This window comes from Pseudomonas putida (assembly GCF_001941965.1).
GTDB lineage: Bacteria > Pseudomonadota > Gammaproteobacteria > Pseudomonadales > Pseudomonadaceae > Aquipseudomonas > Aquipseudomonas putida_L.
In genome coordinates this window covers 64,892-78,804 of sequence record NZ_MKZO01000025.1, presented here as the reverse complement: position 1 = coordinate 78,804, position 13,913 = coordinate 64,892, and the positions used below count along the sequence as shown (strand labels likewise).

Annotated in this window: 17 protein-coding genes and 1 riboswitch; of the genes, 2 read left to right on the top strand and 15 right to left on the bottom strand. The window is 66.5% G+C overall.

From position 1 onward, the window contains the following. Positions 1-16: 16 nt before the first annotated feature. Complete coding sequence (locus PSEMO_RS14720; protein ID WP_075803983.1) at positions 17-952, bottom strand: LysR family transcriptional regulator; 936 nt, start codon at positions 950-952, stop codon at positions 17-19. 122 nt (positions 953-1,074) lie between these two features. Between PSEMO_RS14720 and PSEMO_RS14715 the strand changes: the two genes are divergently transcribed. After that, a complete protein-coding gene (locus PSEMO_RS14715) occupies positions 1,075-1,341 on the top strand; it encodes a DUF2798 domain-containing protein (protein WP_075803726.1) in 267 nt (88 codons plus the stop codon). A gap of 4 nt (positions 1,342-1,345) precedes the next feature. Here the strand turns inward: PSEMO_RS14715 and PSEMO_RS14710 are convergent, their stop codons facing one another. The 14 genes from PSEMO_RS14710 to cobO form a co-directional block, all read right to left on the bottom strand. Next, positions 1,346-1,894 carry a glutathione peroxidase gene (locus PSEMO_RS14710; protein ID WP_075803725.1) on the bottom strand — a complete coding sequence of 183 codons (549 nt, stop codon included), beginning with the start codon at positions 1,892-1,894 and terminating at the stop codon, positions 1,346-1,348. 39 nt (positions 1,895-1,933) lie between these two features. Then, complete coding sequence (locus PSEMO_RS33820) at positions 1,934-2,056, bottom strand: hypothetical protein (protein WP_256721142.1); 123 nt, start codon at positions 2,054-2,056, stop codon at positions 1,934-1,936. After that, complete coding sequence (locus tag PSEMO_RS14705) at positions 2,053-3,255, bottom strand: MFS transporter (protein ID WP_075803724.1); 1,203 nt, start codon at positions 3,253-3,255, stop codon at positions 2,053-2,055. The genes PSEMO_RS33820 and PSEMO_RS14705 overlap by 4 nt, the downstream gene beginning before the upstream one ends. A gap of 37 nt (positions 3,256-3,292) precedes the next feature. Beyond that, positions 3,293-3,697, bottom strand: coding sequence for a MarR family winged helix-turn-helix transcriptional regulator (locus tag PSEMO_RS14700; protein WP_075803723.1), 405 nt, complete (start codon positions 3,695-3,697; stop codon positions 3,293-3,295). A 44-nt stretch (positions 3,698-3,741) separates the two neighbouring features. After that, on the bottom strand, positions 3,742-4,470 hold the full coding sequence (locus PSEMO_RS14695; RefSeq protein WP_075803722.1) for an adenosylcobinamide-GDP ribazoletransferase: 729 nt from the start codon (positions 4,468-4,470) through the stop codon (positions 3,742-3,744). Positions 4,471-4,781: 311 nt separating this feature from the next. After that, the gene (cobC, locus tag PSEMO_RS14690) at positions 4,782-5,351 is read right to left on the bottom strand and encodes an alpha-ribazole phosphatase family protein (protein ID WP_075803721.1); all 570 of its coding nucleotides are present in this window, start codon (positions 5,349-5,351) and stop codon (positions 4,782-4,784) included. Further along, positions 5,348-6,403 carry a nicotinate-nucleotide--dimethylbenzimidazole phosphoribosyltransferase gene (gene cobT, locus PSEMO_RS14685; RefSeq protein WP_075803720.1) on the bottom strand — a complete coding sequence of 352 codons (1,056 nt, stop codon included), beginning with the start codon at positions 6,401-6,403 and terminating at the stop codon, positions 5,348-5,350. Before cobT ends, cobC begins: the two co-directional genes overlap by 4 nt. Beyond that, on the bottom strand, positions 6,400-6,921 hold the full coding sequence (gene cobU / locus PSEMO_RS14680; RefSeq protein ID WP_075803719.1) for a bifunctional adenosylcobinamide kinase/adenosylcobinamide-phosphate guanylyltransferase: 522 nt from the start codon (positions 6,919-6,921) through the stop codon (positions 6,400-6,402). Before cobU ends, cobT begins: the two co-directional genes overlap by 4 nt. A gap of 1 nt (position 6,922) precedes the next feature. Further along, the gene (locus tag PSEMO_RS14675; protein WP_075803718.1) at positions 6,923-8,377 is read right to left on the bottom strand and encodes a cobyric acid synthase; all 1,455 of its coding nucleotides are present in this window, start codon (positions 8,375-8,377) and stop codon (positions 6,923-6,925) included. Further along, entirely contained in the window at positions 8,374-9,366 is a 993-nt protein-coding gene (gene cobD / locus PSEMO_RS14670; RefSeq protein WP_075803717.1) for a threonine-phosphate decarboxylase CobD, read from the bottom strand. The genes PSEMO_RS14675 and cobD overlap by 4 nt, the downstream gene beginning before the upstream one ends. Further along, positions 9,359-10,267, bottom strand: coding sequence for an adenosylcobinamide-phosphate synthase CbiB (cbiB, locus tag PSEMO_RS14665; protein ID WP_075803716.1), 909 nt, complete (start codon positions 10,265-10,267; stop codon positions 9,359-9,361). The genes cobD and cbiB overlap by 8 nt, the downstream gene beginning before the upstream one ends. Further along, positions 10,264-10,914 (bottom strand): 5,6-dimethylbenzimidazole synthase, encoded by a 651-nt coding sequence (bluB, locus tag PSEMO_RS14660; RefSeq protein WP_075803715.1) that lies wholly within the window; start codon positions 10,912-10,914, stop codon positions 10,264-10,266. The genes cbiB and bluB overlap by 4 nt, the downstream gene beginning before the upstream one ends. After that, on the bottom strand, positions 10,911-12,206 hold the full coding sequence (locus PSEMO_RS14655) for a cobyrinate a,c-diamide synthase (RefSeq protein ID WP_075803714.1): 1,296 nt from the start codon (positions 12,204-12,206) through the stop codon (positions 10,911-10,913). The genes bluB and PSEMO_RS14655 overlap by 4 nt, the downstream gene beginning before the upstream one ends. Further along, a complete protein-coding gene (gene cobO / locus PSEMO_RS14650; protein ID WP_075803713.1) occupies positions 12,203-12,814 on the bottom strand; it encodes a cob(I)yrinic acid a,c-diamide adenosyltransferase in 612 nt (203 codons plus the stop codon). The genes PSEMO_RS14655 and cobO overlap by 4 nt, the downstream gene beginning before the upstream one ends. A gap of 116 nt (positions 12,815-12,930) precedes the next feature. Then, positions 12,931-13,141: riboswitch (cobalamin riboswitch) on the bottom strand. A 157-nt stretch (positions 13,142-13,298) separates the two neighbouring features. Between cobO and PSEMO_RS14645 the strand changes: the two genes are divergently transcribed. After that, entirely contained in the window at positions 13,299-13,877 is a 579-nt protein-coding gene (locus tag PSEMO_RS14645) for a hypothetical protein (RefSeq protein ID WP_075803712.1), read from the top strand. Positions 13,878-13,913: the final 36 nt, after the last annotated feature.

Below are 13,913 nucleotides of genomic sequence, written 5' to 3'. Positions count from 1 at the left end.
TGGCGGTTTTTTCATTTCAGGTGCGAGCCTTGACCTTCCATTCGTCACCCAGGCTGGCCTTGAGGAACGCCATGAAGGCACAAACCTTGGGGGTCATGGCAAAGCGGTCGGTAACGCAAAGATAGATGTCCATGGGCTCGGTCTGGGCGTAGGCACGGGCACCACCGGCCTCCTCGAACAAGGGCACCAGCTCGCCACGCTCCAGCCAGGGCCGGGCGACAAACTCGGCCAGCCGGGTAATGCCGCCGTCATGCACCGCCATCTGCGCCAGCACGTCGATGTCGTCGCTGATCAATACATCGCCGAACTCGGCATCGAAACGCAGGCCATCACGCACGAAACCCCAGCGCAGGAAGCGCCCGTCCACCGGATAGCGGAACACCAGGCAGCGACGCTGCTTCAACTCTTCGGGACTTTGCGGCCAGCCCTCGCGCGCCAGGTAACCAGGCGAGGCACAGCAGATAAAGGGCACCTGGGCGATATGCCGGGCCAGCAGGCCATCCTCCAGTTGCGGGGTGATACGCAGGCTGACATCCACCCCTTGCCGGGCGTGATCGACCTTTTCGTCACTCGTAAGCAATTCGATTGAAAGACGCGGATAGAGCGCACTGAACTCCGGGATCAGTCGCGCCAGTACATGGCGCCCGAAGGCCGAGGTAGTGGCGATGCACAGGCGCCCTCGCGGCTCGCTGTCGGCTGTGGTGATCGCCAGTTGCGCCTCTTCCAGGTCCCGCTCGATATGCCGGACCTTGTCGTAATACAGGCTGCCGCTGGGCGTCAGCACCATGCTGCGAGTGGTACGCGAGAGCAGGCGCACCTGCAGGTGCGCCTCCAGCCGGGCGATGTTCTGGCTCACCGCCGCCGCACTCAGGCCGAGACTGCGCGCGCCGCCGGCAATGCTGCCGGCCTCGACCACCTTGATGAAGCTCTTGATCAGGCCCAGCAGGTTCACGCGGGAGGTCTCCACAGGATTCGTAAGTTTTCCTTTATAAAGACCTAAGCCCTGCCCGTCTACTTGCCCCGCGGCCCCGTTGCTAACCTGCGCCGACTCACCCAAGCCCCGCAGGAGGCCGCATGGAATCACAGGTCACTACCCGTCCCCGTTCCCGCAAACTTGGCGTACGCGCCACCCCCTACGTATTCGCCTTCTACATGTCGTCGATCATGGCCATGCTGATGTGCTTCGTCATCACCGCAGCCAACAGCGGTATCGGCGAGCAGTACCTGAGCCATGTGCTCAAGGCCTATCAACTGGCCATGCCGGTGGCTTTCGCCTGCGTGCTGGTGGTGCGCCCGATCGTGATCAAGCTGGTAGCGCTGACCGTACACCCCGGCAAATAGGCGTTCAGGGCTTGGAGGCGATGGCCTTCTCGATGGCTGCACGGAATTCGGGGTCATCCGGCTTGGTCAGGCTGGAGAAACTGGCGACTACCTTGCCCTGGCGATCGACCACGTACTTATAGAAATTCCACTTCGGCGCGGCGCTCTGGCTGGCCAATTCGCGGAACAGCGGAATGGCGCCATCGCCGCGCACTTTTTGCGCCTCGGTCATGGTGAAGGTCACGCCGTAGTTGGCGTAGCAGACCTTGGCGGTCTTCTCGCTGTCGGCGTCTTCCTGCTTGAAGTCGTTGGACGGCACGCCGAGCATTTCCAGGCCCTTGCCGTGGTACTCCTTGTAGACCGACTCCAGCCCCTCGAACTGTGGGGCAAAACCGCAATAGCTGGCGGTGTTCACCACCACCAGCGGCTTGCCGCCGAACTGCTGGCACAGGTCGATGCTTTCCTTGGCCCGCAACTTGGGCAGATCGCCCTGGAGCAGGGCCGGGCAGCCGTCGGCCAGGGCCAGACCACTGAAGCCGAGGGCCACGGCGGCGATCAACAGGCGTGCTTGCATGACGATTCTCCATTCGTTGTACGAAGAATCAGAGTACGCCTAACACACGCCCATGCCCAACTGCATCAGCGCCAGCCCGCCGCGCTGCCAGCCCCACCAGGCCAGCTCCAGCAAGAGGACGGCCAGGCCCAGACCGATCAGCCAGAAGCGCGCATGGCTCATGCCGCAGCCGCCTGCAGGCGCGCCACCGGACGTTCGCGCACCGGCCAGGTCAAGGCGCCGGCCAGCAGGCTGAGGGCGATGGAGATATGCCAGACCAGATCGTAGTTGCCGGTCTGGTCATACACTACCCCGCCCAACCAGCCACCGAGGAAGGCGCCCAACTGGTGGAGAAGGAAGACGATCCCGCCGAGCATCGACAGGTTGCGCACGCCGAACAGGGTGGCCACGGTGCCATTGGTCAGCGGCACGGTGGACAGCCACAGCAGGCCCATGGCGATACCGAACAGGTAGGCACTGAACTGGGTCACCGGCGCCCACAGGAACAGCACGATCACCACCGCGCGCAGCAGGTACAGGGCGGTCAGCAGGCGCGGCTTGGACATCCGTCCGCCGAGCCAGCCGGCGGTATAGGTACCGACGATATTGAACAGCCCGACCAGGGCCAGCACCGTGGTCCCGGTGGTCGCCGGCAGGTGCTGGTCGACCAGGTAGGCCGGCAGGTGCACGCCGATGAACACCACCTGGAAACCGCAGACGAAGAAGCCCAGGGCCAGCAGCCAGAACCCTCTGTGGGAACAGGCTTCACGCAGGGCTTCGCCGAGGGTCTGCTCATGACCTTGGGCCGGCAGCGGACGGTCCTTGAGCATGCCCACCAGCGGCACGATAAAGGCCACCATCAGCCCCAGCACCAGCAGGGCCAGGGACCAGCCCAGCCAGTTGATCAGGCCGAGGGTGCCGGGGAGCATGGCGAACTGGCCGAAGGAGCCGGCGGCACTGGCGATGCCCATGGCCAGGCTGCGCTTCTCCGGGGCAACCGCACGCCCGACCACGCCAAGGATCACCGAGAACGAAGTGCCGGACAGGCCGATACCGATCAGCAGGCCGGCGCTCAGGGACAGGGTTATCGGCGAATCCGACATGCCCATGAGGACCAGGCCAGCGGCGTAGAGAACGCCACCGATGATCACCACTTTCGCGGCACCAAGCCGGTCCGCCAGGGCCCCGGCAAACGGCTGGGCCAGGCCCCAGACCAGGTTCTGCAGAGCGATGGCGAAGGCGAACACGCCGCGGCCCCAGCCGAATTCGGCGCTCATTGGCGCAAGGAACAGGCCGAAGCCGTGGCGCACGCCCAGCGACAACGCGAGAATCAGGGCCGCGCCCAGCAGCACCCAGCCACTGGTACGCCATACGGATGTCATTGTTTTTCTCTCCTGTTGCGCAAGGTCGTGAAAAAGCTCAGGCCAACTGTTCCAGCAGACGGATCAACTGATCGCGCTGATCCGCACCCAACGTGTCTACCAGGCCCGCCTGGGCCTTTTCCCAGGCCGGTTCGGCAAGGCGCACCCGCTCGGCGCCTTCGGCGGTCAGCAGCACCACGCGATTGCGCAGGTCGCTGCCCTCGGCCAGGGCCACCAGGCCGTCGGCCTCCAGCACCTTGAGGTTGCGCCCCAGGGTGCTGCGCTCCAGGCCCATGGCTTCGGCCAGGGTCGAGATGCTCGGTTTATCCAGGCGTTGCAGATGCCGTAGCAGGGAAAACTGGGCGACATTGATCCCGAAGCCTTCGAGGGCCTCGTCGTAATGCCGGCTCACCCCACGGGCAGCGCGACGCAGATGGGTGCAGATGCAGGTACTGGTCAACATGAATGCGTGTATATACCCGCATCCGGAAGTGACGCAAGAGAAAGTTACGAAATATTGCAAGCCAGGGTCAGGACGACGGCCAGTTCGAGCAGTTCCAGCAGGGCGCCGGCGGTGTCGCCGGTGGTGCCGCCGAGGCGGCGCAGCATGGAGCGGCGCAGGGCGAAGAAGGCCAGGCCAGCAACCAGCAGCGGCAGCCAGCCGCCCAGTAGCAGGCAGCCGAGGGCACTGACGATCAGGACCCACAGTGCGGTTTGCCGAGGTAGATGATCCTTCAGTGCTTGCCCCAGTCCGCCGGGGCGCACGTAGGGGGTATCGAGGAACAGCGCCAGCATCGCCGCCCGGCCGATCACCGGCGCCAGGATCAGCAAGGCGCCTTGCCCGGCTTCGACCAGCGCCAGCAGGGCGCAGAATTTCAGGAGCAGGACCAGTACCAGGGTGACCACGGCGATGGGTCCGCTGCGCGGGTCCTTCATGATGGTCAGGGTGCGTTCGCGGTCGCCGAAACCGCCGAGCCAGGCATCGGCGCTGTCGGCCAGGCCGTCCAGGTGCAGGCCACCGCCAAGGATGACCCAGGCGCTGAGCAGAAGAGCGGCGTGGAGCAGCGGCTGGGTGCCTTGCAGCAGGGAATTCAGGGCACAGAGCAGGACGCCGAAAAGCAGGCCGACCAGCGGGTAGAACAGCAGGGAGCGGCCGTTCTGCTCAGGGGTCGGCATGCCCGGCAGGGTGACGGGCAGGCTGCTGAGAAATTGCAGGGCGATCCAGAATGGCAGCATGGCCGGTCTCTCCAAGACATACATCGATGGTTTGGCTTGCCGCCAACCCTGTGGGAGCTGGCTTGCCAGCGATTAGGCCCGATCTGACAACATCACTGCTCCTGCCAGCGATGAGGCCCGACCTGACAACATCACTGCTCCTGCCGGCCTCATCGCTGGCAAGCCAGCTCCCACAAAGTCAGCGCTGGCCACAGACTCTCCAGCAGACACAAATCCTGTGGGAGCTGGCTTGCCAGCGATTGGGCCCGACCTGACAACATCACTGCTCCTGCCGGCCTCATCGCTGGCAAGCCAGCTCCCACAGGGGTTCTTCATAGGGATTCGGATAATTCGTCGCCAGCACCAACGCACAACCGATGCAAAGCCCCATGCCCCACCTGCACCTGCAACAACTGCTCCCTCGGCAACCCCCGGGCCCGGGCCAGCAACAGGCGCATCACACCACCATGGGTCACCAGCAACACCCGCTCCCCTGCATAGGCCGTGTGCAAACGCGCCAGGCTGGCCAGAACGCGCCCGGAGAAGTCGATAACCGGCTCGCCACCCGGCGGCGTGAAGCCATAAGGATCCGCCCAGAACCGCCCCAGCGCTTCCTCATGACCGTCCATCAACTCCAGCGCACTGCGCCCTTCCCACTCGCCGAAATGCAATTCCTGCATCCCCGGCTCCAGCGTCAGCGGCAACTTCAGCTCCGCCGCCAGACGCTCGGCAAATCGCGCACAGCGCTGCAACGGTGAACTGACCAGGCGATCCCACGGCCCGCCGCCTTCCACCGCCGCCTGCATCTGCGCCCAACCCAACCCGGTCAACGCATCATCGAGACTGCCGCGAAAACCGCCACCGAGCTCGGTTTCACCATGGCGCAGCAGGTCGAGGATCATGCCGGCCGATCCGCCACTGCCGCTTCGGCGAAGGTCGCCATCTGCCCGTGCAGGTCACAGGCCAGGCGCAGCAGCGGCACCGCCAGCGCCGCACCGCTGCCTTCGCCAAGCCGCAGGCCCAGCTCCAGCAGCGGCTCGCCGTCCAGCTCGGCCAGCACCCGGCGATGACCCGGCTCGGCACCACGATGACCAAAGAACAGCCAGGCCCGGCACGACGGATTCAAGCGCACCGCCACCAGCGCCGCGACCGTGCAGATAAAACCATCCACCAGTACCGCGACACCTTCCTGGGCACAGGCCAGGTAGGCCCCCGTCAGCGCGGCGATCTCCAGCCCGCCGACATGCAGCAATGCCTGCCACGGATCACCCGCAATCCCGGCATGGCGCTGCAAGGCCGCCTCGATCACTTCGGCCTTGTGCCGCACCCCCGCCGCATCCAGCCCGGTGCCCGGCCCACTCAGCTCGACCGCCGCGCACCCGAGCAAGGCACAGGCCAGCGCACTGGCCGCCGTGGTATTGCCGATACCCATCTCGCCACCGATAAACAACCGCGCCCCGGCCTGCACCGCTCGCAAGGCACTGTCACGCCCGCCCTGCAAGGCACGCTCACCCTGCTCCGCCGTCATGGCCGGCCCTTGGGCAAAGTTGGCGGTACCCGGTGCGATGCGCAAGTGACGCACGCCTGGCAGATCAAGGTCGAGATTGATCGTCCCAAGGTCCACCACTTCAAGACGCGCATCCAGTTGACGAGCGATCACGCTGATCGCCGCACCGCCACTGACGAAGTTGAGCAGCATCTGCCCGGTCACTTCCTGCGGATAGGCAGAGATGCCCTCGGCCACCACGCCATGGTCACCGGCGAAAATGCTGATCCATACCTGGTCCAGCGTCGGCTTGAGCTGCCCCTGCAACGCCGCCAGCTCCACCGCTACCTGCTCCAGGCGACCCAGCGAGCCGGCCGGCTTGGTCAGTTGCTGCTGGCGCGCCAGGGCCTCGGCGCGTACCTGTTCGTCCGGCACGCGGCACGGGTTGAGCCACCAGGCTTGGGTCATGATGGGTTTCCTTTGAGGTAGAGCGGCAGGCCGGCGACGGTGAGAATCACCCGCTGGCAACGTTCGGCGACGGCCTGGTGCAGCCAGCCGGCTTCGTCGACATAGCGCCGGGTCAGTTCGCCCATGGGCACGACACCGAGGCCGGTTTCATTGCTGACCAGGATGATCTCCCCCGGCAACCCGGCCAGGCAGTCGAGCAGCGCATCGCGCTCGGCAACGAGGCGGGCCGGGTCTTCGAGCATCAGCAGGTTGGTCAGCCACAGGGTCAGGCAATCCACCAGCAGGCAGCGGTCGGCGGCAGCATTCGCGCGCAGCACCGCGGCCAGGGCCAGCGGTTCCTCGATCAGCGCCCATTCGGCCGGGCGCCGCTCGCGGTGCAGTTGCACCCGGGCATTCATTTCGCCGTCCAGCGGCTCGCTGGTGGCGATATAGGTCACTGCCAGGCCACTGGCCGTGGCCCGTTGTTCGGCGAGGCGGCTCTTGCCCGAGCGGGCGCCGCCGAGAATCAGGTTGAGCATGTCAGTCGAGCCCGCAGAGTTGACGAAGCAGCGCCTGGTCCAGGTGCTTGTCCACCAGGTCGGCCAGGCGCTCGATATCCCGCTCGCGCAGGGCGTGGTAGTCGATGCGCTCGACCTGTTTCAGCCCGGCCCAGCGCAACAGTGCGGCGCAGGAGTCTGGGGATTCGAACAGGCCGTGCAGGTAGGTGGCGAGGATCTGGCCGTCAGCGCTGATGGCGCCGTCGTCGCGACCGTCGGCCAGTGTCACCGCCGGACGCTCCAGGGCAGGACCGCTGGTGACCCCGGCGTGGATCTCGTAGCCGCTGATCCCGGCCTGCTCCAGGGTCAGGCTGCCGCTGACGTTGCGCAGCTGCTTTTGCGCTTCCAGCACCGTCGAGTAGTCCAGCAGCCCGAGGCCCGCGCTGCTCCCCGCGGGCCCTTCCAGGCCCAGCGGGTCATGCACTTCGCGGCCGAGCATCTGCAAACCGCCGCAGATACCCACCACCTTGCCGCCATAGCGCAGGTGCCGGGCGATCGCCTCTTCCCAGCCGCGCTCGCGCAGCTGCGCCAGATCGCCACGCACGCTTTTCGAGCCGGGCAGGATGATCAGGTCGGCCGGCGGGATCGCCTCGCCGGGGCCGATGAATTGCAGGTCCACCTGCGGGTGCAGGCGCAGTGGATCGAAGTCGGTGTGGTTGCTGATGCGCGGCAGCACCGGGACGATCACCTTGAGCACCTGCGCGGCCTTGGCGCCCTGGCGGCGGTCGAGGCCATCCTCGGCTTCGAGGTGCAGGTCCATCACATAGGGCAGCACGCCCAGCACCGGCTTGCCGGTGCGTTCTTCCAGCCAGTCGAGACCAGGCTGGAGCAAGGCGATATCGCCACGGAAGCGGTTGATGACGAAGCCCTTGACCCGCGCCTGCTCGCTCGGCGAAAGGAGCTCGAGCGTACCGACCAGGTGGGCGAACACCCCGCCGCGATTGATATCGGCCACCAGGATCACCGGGCAGTCCACCGCCTCGGCAAAGCCCATGTTGGCGATATCGCCGGCGCGCAGGTTGATCTCGGCCGGCGAGCCGGCACCTTCCACCATCACTACCGGATACGCGGCGCTCAGGCGCTGGTGCGAAGCGAGCACCGCCTGCATGGCGATGGCCTTGTAGTCGTGATAGGCCACCGCATTCATGCTGGTGACCGCACGGCCATGGACGATGACCTGGGCGCCGGTATCGCTGTTGGGCTTGAGCAGCACCGGGTTCATGTCGGTGTGGGGTTGGAGGTTGCAGGCCTGGGCCTGCACCGCCTGGGCCCGGCCGATCTCGCCGCCGTCGGCGGTGACCGCGCTGTTCAGCGCCATGTTCTGCGGCTTGAAGGGGACGACGCCGACGCCCTGGCGTTTCAGCCAGCGACACAGCGCGGTGACCAGCGTGCTTTTGCCGGCATCGGAGGTGGTGCCCTGCACCATCAGGGTGGTCATGGCTGTTCCTTGCGGTAGGCGGCCAGCGCGGCGGCCAGGCGTTGCCAGTCGGCTTCGTCGGCGGGCAGGCCGAAGCGCAGGCTGGGCGGTTGATCGAACAGGCGCAGGAGAATGCCGCGCCGGGCCATGAAATCGTGGAAGGCCGCCGCCTGGTCATGGCGCAGGTACTGGAACAGGTCGCAGCCACCGGCAGGCTTCAGGCCGGCGGATTCCAGCAAGGCGGCGAGACGGGCGCTGGCAGTGGCGCAACGTTCGGTCTGCAGGCGCTGGCTTTCGCTGTCGGCAAAACTTGCCTGTCCAAGCACGCGGGTCGGTCCGCTGATCGACCAGGGCCCCAGCTCTTCCCCCAGCGCCCGCAATAGCGGTGCTTCGGCCAGCACGAAGCCGAGGCGCACCCCGGCCAGACCGAAGAACTTGCCGAACGAACGCAGCACGATCAGCCCTTCGCGCTGGCTGAATGCAGCGATGCTCTGGGCCGGAGTGTTGTCCATGAAGGCTTCGTCCACCAGCAGCCAGCCACCGTGCCGGGCCAGGCGTTCATGCCAGCCGAGCAGGGTTTCCGGGCTGAGCAGCCGTCCGGTTGGATTGTTCGGGTTGACCAGCACCAGCACGTCGAGGCTGTCCAGTTGCGCCTCGACCTGTGCTTCATTGAGTTCCAGAAGACGATGCCCGACACGGCGCCATGCCTCGGCATGCTCGGCATAGCACGGCGACAACACACCGACCTTGCCCAGCGGACGCAGGCGCGGCAGCGCCTGGATCGCCGCCTGGGAACCGGCCACCGGCAGCAACTCTTTTACGCCGTAGTACGCGGCGGCGGCCTGTTCCAGACCGTCGTCGGTCTCCGGCAGGCGCGCCCAGGCACGCAATGGAATCTCGGGAATCGGGAAGGCCCAGGGCGCGATGCCGCTGGACAGGTCCAGCCAGTCCTCGCGGGCGATGCCGTAGCGCGCGATCGCCCGCAGCAGGCGGCCACCGTGTTCAAGCATGGAATTCAGCTCCCAGGCACAGCAGCAGCAACCACAGCCACACGCCCTTGCACACCAGTTGCCAGCCGCGCTCGATGGCGCCGGCATCCGCTGGCGGGCCTTCGCCCAGTTGCGGGCGCTCGTGCAGCTCGCCGTGATAGACCGCCGAGCCGCCCAGTTCGACACCCAGGGCACCCGCGCCGGATGCCATCACGGGACCTGCATTCGGGCTGTCCCATTTCGGGCCCTGCTGACGCCAGCACTTCAGCGCCAGGCGGGTCTTGCCCAACAGCGCGTAGGTCAGCGCCACCAGGCGCGCCGGGAGGTAGTTGAGCACGTCGTCGATCCGCGCCGCGGCCCAGCCGAAGCGCTCGAAGCGTTCGTTGCGATAACCCCACATGGCATCCAGGGTATTGCTCAGGCGATAGAGCACGACGCCCGGCGCCCCCGCGATGACAAACCAGAACAGCGCGGCGAAGACCGCATCGCTACCATTCTCCAGTACCGATTCGGTGGCGGCCCGGGCCACGGCCGTCTCATCCAGTTCGGCGGTTTCCCGGCTGACCAGATAGCCGACCCGCTTGCGCGCCTCGTCCAGGTCGCCGCCGCGCAAGGCGTCGGCCACCGGCTGCACATGTTCGCCAAGGCTGCGCAGGCCCAGGGCGCAGTACAGCGCGAGAATCTCCACCAGCCAGCCGATGTAAGGCAGCCAGGACAACGCCGTCGCCAGCAGGGTCAACGGAATCACCGCCAGGAACCAGGCCGTGACGCCATGGCTGCGCCAGCCGCGCCCACCGGAATTGAAGCGCTGTTCCAGGCGCCCGGCAAAACGGCCGAAGGCCACCAGCGGATGCCAGCGCCGCGGCTCGCCCAGCAGCGCATCCAGCGCCACCCCGGCCACGGTCAGCAAGGCCACACTCATTCGGCTTCTCCCCATTGGTTTTCGTAGAGCATGTCGGCCAGCGGCCGTGGCGTGGTCCAGCCTTCCAGCGCGAGCATCGGCGCCGGGTAGAACGCGTGGACCGGGCCGAGACAGAGAATCGCCAGCGGCTTGGCCCCGGCGGGCATGTGCAGCAGATCGGCCAGGGCCTGCGGATCGAACAGCGACACCCAGCCCAGGCCCAGCCCTTCGGCACGGGCCGCCAGCCAGAGATTCTGGATCGCGCAGGACAACGAGGCCAGGTCCATTTCCGGCAGGGTGCGACGGCCGAAGATATGCACCTCGCGCTTGTCCATCAGCGCCGCCACCAGCACTTCGGCGCAGTCGTTGATGCCTTCGACCTTGAGTTGCATGAATTCGTCGGAACGCTGGCCGAGGGCTTCGGCGGTGCGCTGGCGTTCGTCCTCGACCAGGGCCTGGATACGCTGGCGCAGCTCGCGCCGGGTAATGCGGATAAAGCGCCAGGGCTGCATCAGGCCGACGCTGGGTGCCTGGTGCGCCGCTTCCAGCAGCCGCGCCAGCAGCTCGGGCGCCACCTCGCCGCCGCTGAAGTGGCGCATGTCACGGCGTTCGCCGATGGCGCGGTAGATCGCCGCGCGCTCGGCTTCGCTGTAGGCGTGTTCGCTCATGGCGCCAGCAGCGCCGCCATCGCGTCGGGGTTGGACGGGAAATAGAAATGCACGTAGGAGGCGGTCAGGCGGCCGATGCGGTACACCGCTTCCGCGCCACGTCCGCCGTTGGGGCTCACGCCACGGGCGATGGGCTCCAGTTCGGTGCTGGTCAGGGAATGGTGGTAGGTGTGGCCGCGCAGGGTACCCTCCGGCAGTTCGACCGATTGCAGGGCGAGTGCCGCCAGGCGCTTCTGCATGGTCGCTTCGCCCGGCAGCAGGCCGGCCAGTTCGGCGCGTTCCCCGGCGACATCGGTCAGGGCATCGAGCAGGTAGAGCATGCCGCCGCACTCGGCCAGCAACGGTTTGCCGGCCTGGTGATGGGCGCGAATCGCTTCCAGCATCGGCGCATTGGCCGCCAATGCATGGTGATGCAGTTCCGGATAGCCGCCGGGCAGGTACAGGCTGTCGGCGTCTGGCAGTTCCTGGTCGTGGATCGGCGAGAAGAAGCTCAGTTCGGCGCCCATCTCGCGCAACAGGTCGAGGCTGGCGCCGTAGGTGAAGGCGCAGGCCTCGTCACGGGCCACGGCGATGTGCACGCCTTCCAGCTTGCGCTCGATATGGCGGGGTGCAGGCGGCTCGAAGGCTACTGGCGGCGGCAAGGAGGACTGGCAGCTATCGCCCAGGGCCTTGGCCGCAGCGTCGAGACGCAGGTCGAGGTCGGTCAGTTCGCTGGCCTGGACCAGGCCGAGATGGCGGCTTGGCAGTTCGATCCCGGTCTCGCGGGAGAGCCCGCCATACCAGCGCAGGCCCTCGGTCAGGCTGCCTTCCAGCAGTTGTGCGTGGCGCAACGAGCCAACCCGGTTGGCCAGTACGCCGGCAAACGGCAGGTCCGCCTGGTAGCGCGCCAGCCCCAGGGCCAGGGCGCCGAAGGTCTGGGCCATGGCGGTGCCGTCGATCACCGCCAGCACCGGCACGCCGAAGTGACGGGCCAGGTCGGCGCTGGACGGGGTGCCGTCGAACAGGCCCATCACGCCCTCGATCAGGATCAGGTCGGCCTCGCCGGCCGCTTCCCAGAGCAGGCGCCGGCTTTCCTCGGCGCCGACCATCCACAGGTCGAGCTGGTACACCGGCGCGCCGCTGGCGCGTTCGAGGATCATCGGGTCGAGAAAGTCCGGGCCGCACTTGAACACACGGACCTTGCGTCCCTGGTTGCGGTGCAGGCGGGCCAGGGCGGCGGTCACGGTGGTCTTGCCCTGGCCGGAGGCCGGCGCGGCGATCAGCACCGCCGGGCAATGCCGGGTGTCGCTCATAGTTCGACGCCCTTCTGGGCACGGATGCCGGCCTGGAAAGCGTGCTTGATCATGCCCATCTCGGTGACGGTGTCGGCCAGTTCGATCATCTCGTCCTTGGCGCCGCGACCGGTGACGATGACATGTTGCATTGGCGGACGGGCCTGGAGGTCGGCGAGGACGGTATCGAGGTCGAGGTAGCCGTGCTTGAGGGCGATGTTCAGCTCGTCGAGGACGACGAAGCCGATGCCCGGGTCGCGCAGCAACTCACGGGAAACCTCCCAGGCGGCTTCGGCAGCAGCGATATCACGCTGGCGGTCTTGGGTTTCCCAGGTGAAGCCCTCGCCCATCACGTGGTAGCGCACTTCCTCGGGGAAGCGGCGGAAGAACAGTTCTTCGCCGGTGGCATTGCGGCCCTTGATGAACTGCACCACGCCGCAGTGCATGCCATGGCCGAGGGCCCGGGCGAGCATGCCGAAGGCCGAGCTGCTCTTGCCCTTGCCGTTGCCGCTGAGCACCAGCAGCAGGCCGCATTCGTTGGGGGCATTGGCGATACGCTCGTCGATCACCGCCTTCTTGCGCTGCATGCGCGCCAGGTGGCGTTCGTCACGTTCGGGGGATTCGCTCATCGGGGGTCTCCGCGGGCCACTGTCGCAGGGCGGCGACAGCTGAGGGGATGGGGGCACGGAGGGAAGCGCAGGCACCGGACGCCAGGGCCCGGAGAACCGCGCACCACCCGCCGTGGTGCCGTTGACTGTTTGCAGCCGGTCTCCGGGCTCACGAGCGGATCGCCAGGCGATCCTGACCGGGCGCCTTCCCGGGTTTCGACACCCAGTGGCCGTGCACAGTCTTGACTCGATTTACCGTTGCGGGGGCAGCGCCGGAGTCGCACCGGCTTCCCTGTTTCACCCGGTCGACCTTGCAGTCACGGGGCACCTGAAACAAGTCGCGAAGGTTAGAGGGTTGGGCCCGGAGCGTCAATTGGAGACCGCCGTCACATTGCGACCAACGGCGCAACTTTCACGTTGTGCCACACTCCAAACGAGTGATATCACATTGACATGATTCAACGCTGTCGCTGTAGCTCGTACAACAATTACGAAGGAGAGCAGCATGCAAGGTCTGATCATCAACAACCCCCGTCTTGAGTTTCTACGTCCGGCACTGGAGCGCTGGGGCGAATGCATCGAGCGCTTCAACGAGACCCTAGGTGACAACGAGGGTCCGCACTGGCAAGGGGTGCAGGGCAACATTGGAATGCTGTCGGCAGCGCTGTGGCAGGCCGAACTGGTGACCCTGCAGGGTTACCAGAGCAAGAAGCAGCGGGACGAAGGCGAACGGGGCGCGCGCTGCGATCTGTTGATCGCCAGCAAGGATGAATCAGCTTACCTGCATGCCGGGCAGCGCTGGCCGAAGGTCGGACGGCTTGATCTGAGCGGGGCCTTGCAGGAGACGGTGCAGGCGGCCAAGGCTATCGCCTACCCGAGCCAGTTGAAGGTCGCGGCGCTGTTCGCCAGCCCGTGCAAGCTGGGCCAGCATGCCAGCCCGGAAGAGCTGCAGGACCTGGTGGATGATCTGCAGAAGCATACGGCCTGTGCCATTGCCTGGTGTTTTCCGTATGGGTATCGGAAGTTGCATGATGAGGTGGGGCAGTATTATCCCGGGGTTGCGCTGTTGCTGAAGCAGGCGTGAGTTCAGCCGCAAGCTGCAAGTCATAAGCTGCAAGCA

What these genes read in the sequence shown, in the direction of transcription:
- PSEMO_RS14715 (WP_075803726.1), top strand. Translation starts at nt 1,075, where the DNA reads ATGGAATCACAGGTCACTACCCGTCCCCGTTCCCGCAAACTTGGCGTA.
- PSEMO_RS14710 (WP_075803725.1), bottom strand. Translation starts at nt 1,894, where the DNA reads ATGCAAGCACGCCTGTTGATCGCCGCCGTGGCCCTCGGCTTCAGTGGT.
- PSEMO_RS33820 (WP_256721142.1), bottom strand. Translation starts at nt 2,056, where the DNA reads ATGAGCCATGCGCGCTTCTGGCTGATCGGTCTGGGCCTGGCCGTCCTC.
- PSEMO_RS14705 (WP_075803724.1), bottom strand. Translation starts at nt 3,255, where the DNA reads ATGACATCCGTATGGCGTACCAGTGGCTGGGTGCTGCTGGGCGCGGCC.
- PSEMO_RS14700 (WP_075803723.1), bottom strand. Translation starts at nt 3,697, where the DNA reads ATGTTGACCAGTACCTGCATCTGCACCCATCTGCGTCGCGCTGCCCGT.
- PSEMO_RS14695 (WP_075803722.1), bottom strand. Translation starts at nt 4,470, where the DNA reads ATGCTGCCATTCTGGATCGCCCTGCAATTTCTCAGCAGCCTGCCCGTC.
- cobC (WP_075803721.1), bottom strand. Translation starts at nt 5,351, where the DNA reads ATGATCCTCGACCTGCTGCGCCATGGTGAAACCGAGCTCGGTGGCGGT.
- cobT (WP_075803720.1), bottom strand. Translation starts at nt 6,403, where the DNA reads ATGACCCAAGCCTGGTGGCTCAACCCGTGCCGCGTGCCGGACGAACAG.
- cobU (WP_075803719.1), bottom strand. Translation starts at nt 6,921, where the DNA reads ATGCTCAACCTGATTCTCGGCGGCGCCCGCTCGGGCAAGAGCCGCCTC.
- PSEMO_RS14675 (WP_075803718.1), bottom strand. Translation starts at nt 8,377, where the DNA reads ATGACCACCCTGATGGTGCAGGGCACCACCTCCGATGCCGGCAAAAGC.
- cobD (WP_075803717.1), bottom strand. Translation starts at nt 9,366, where the DNA reads ATGCTTGAACACGGTGGCCGCCTGCTGCGGGCGATCGCGCGCTACGGC.
- cbiB (WP_075803716.1), bottom strand. Translation starts at nt 10,267, where the DNA reads ATGAGTGTGGCCTTGCTGACCGTGGCCGGGGTGGCGCTGGATGCGCTG.
- bluB (WP_075803715.1), bottom strand. Translation starts at nt 10,914, where the DNA reads ATGAGCGAACACGCCTACAGCGAAGCCGAGCGCGCGGCGATCTACCGC.
- PSEMO_RS14655 (WP_075803714.1), bottom strand. Translation starts at nt 12,206, where the DNA reads ATGAGCGACACCCGGCATTGCCCGGCGGTGCTGATCGCCGCGCCGGCC.
- cobO (WP_075803713.1), bottom strand. Translation starts at nt 12,814, where the DNA reads ATGAGCGAATCCCCCGAACGTGACGAACGCCACCTGGCGCGCATGCAG.
- PSEMO_RS14645 (WP_075803712.1), top strand. Translation starts at nt 13,299, where the DNA reads ATGCAAGGTCTGATCATCAACAACCCCCGTCTTGAGTTTCTACGTCCG.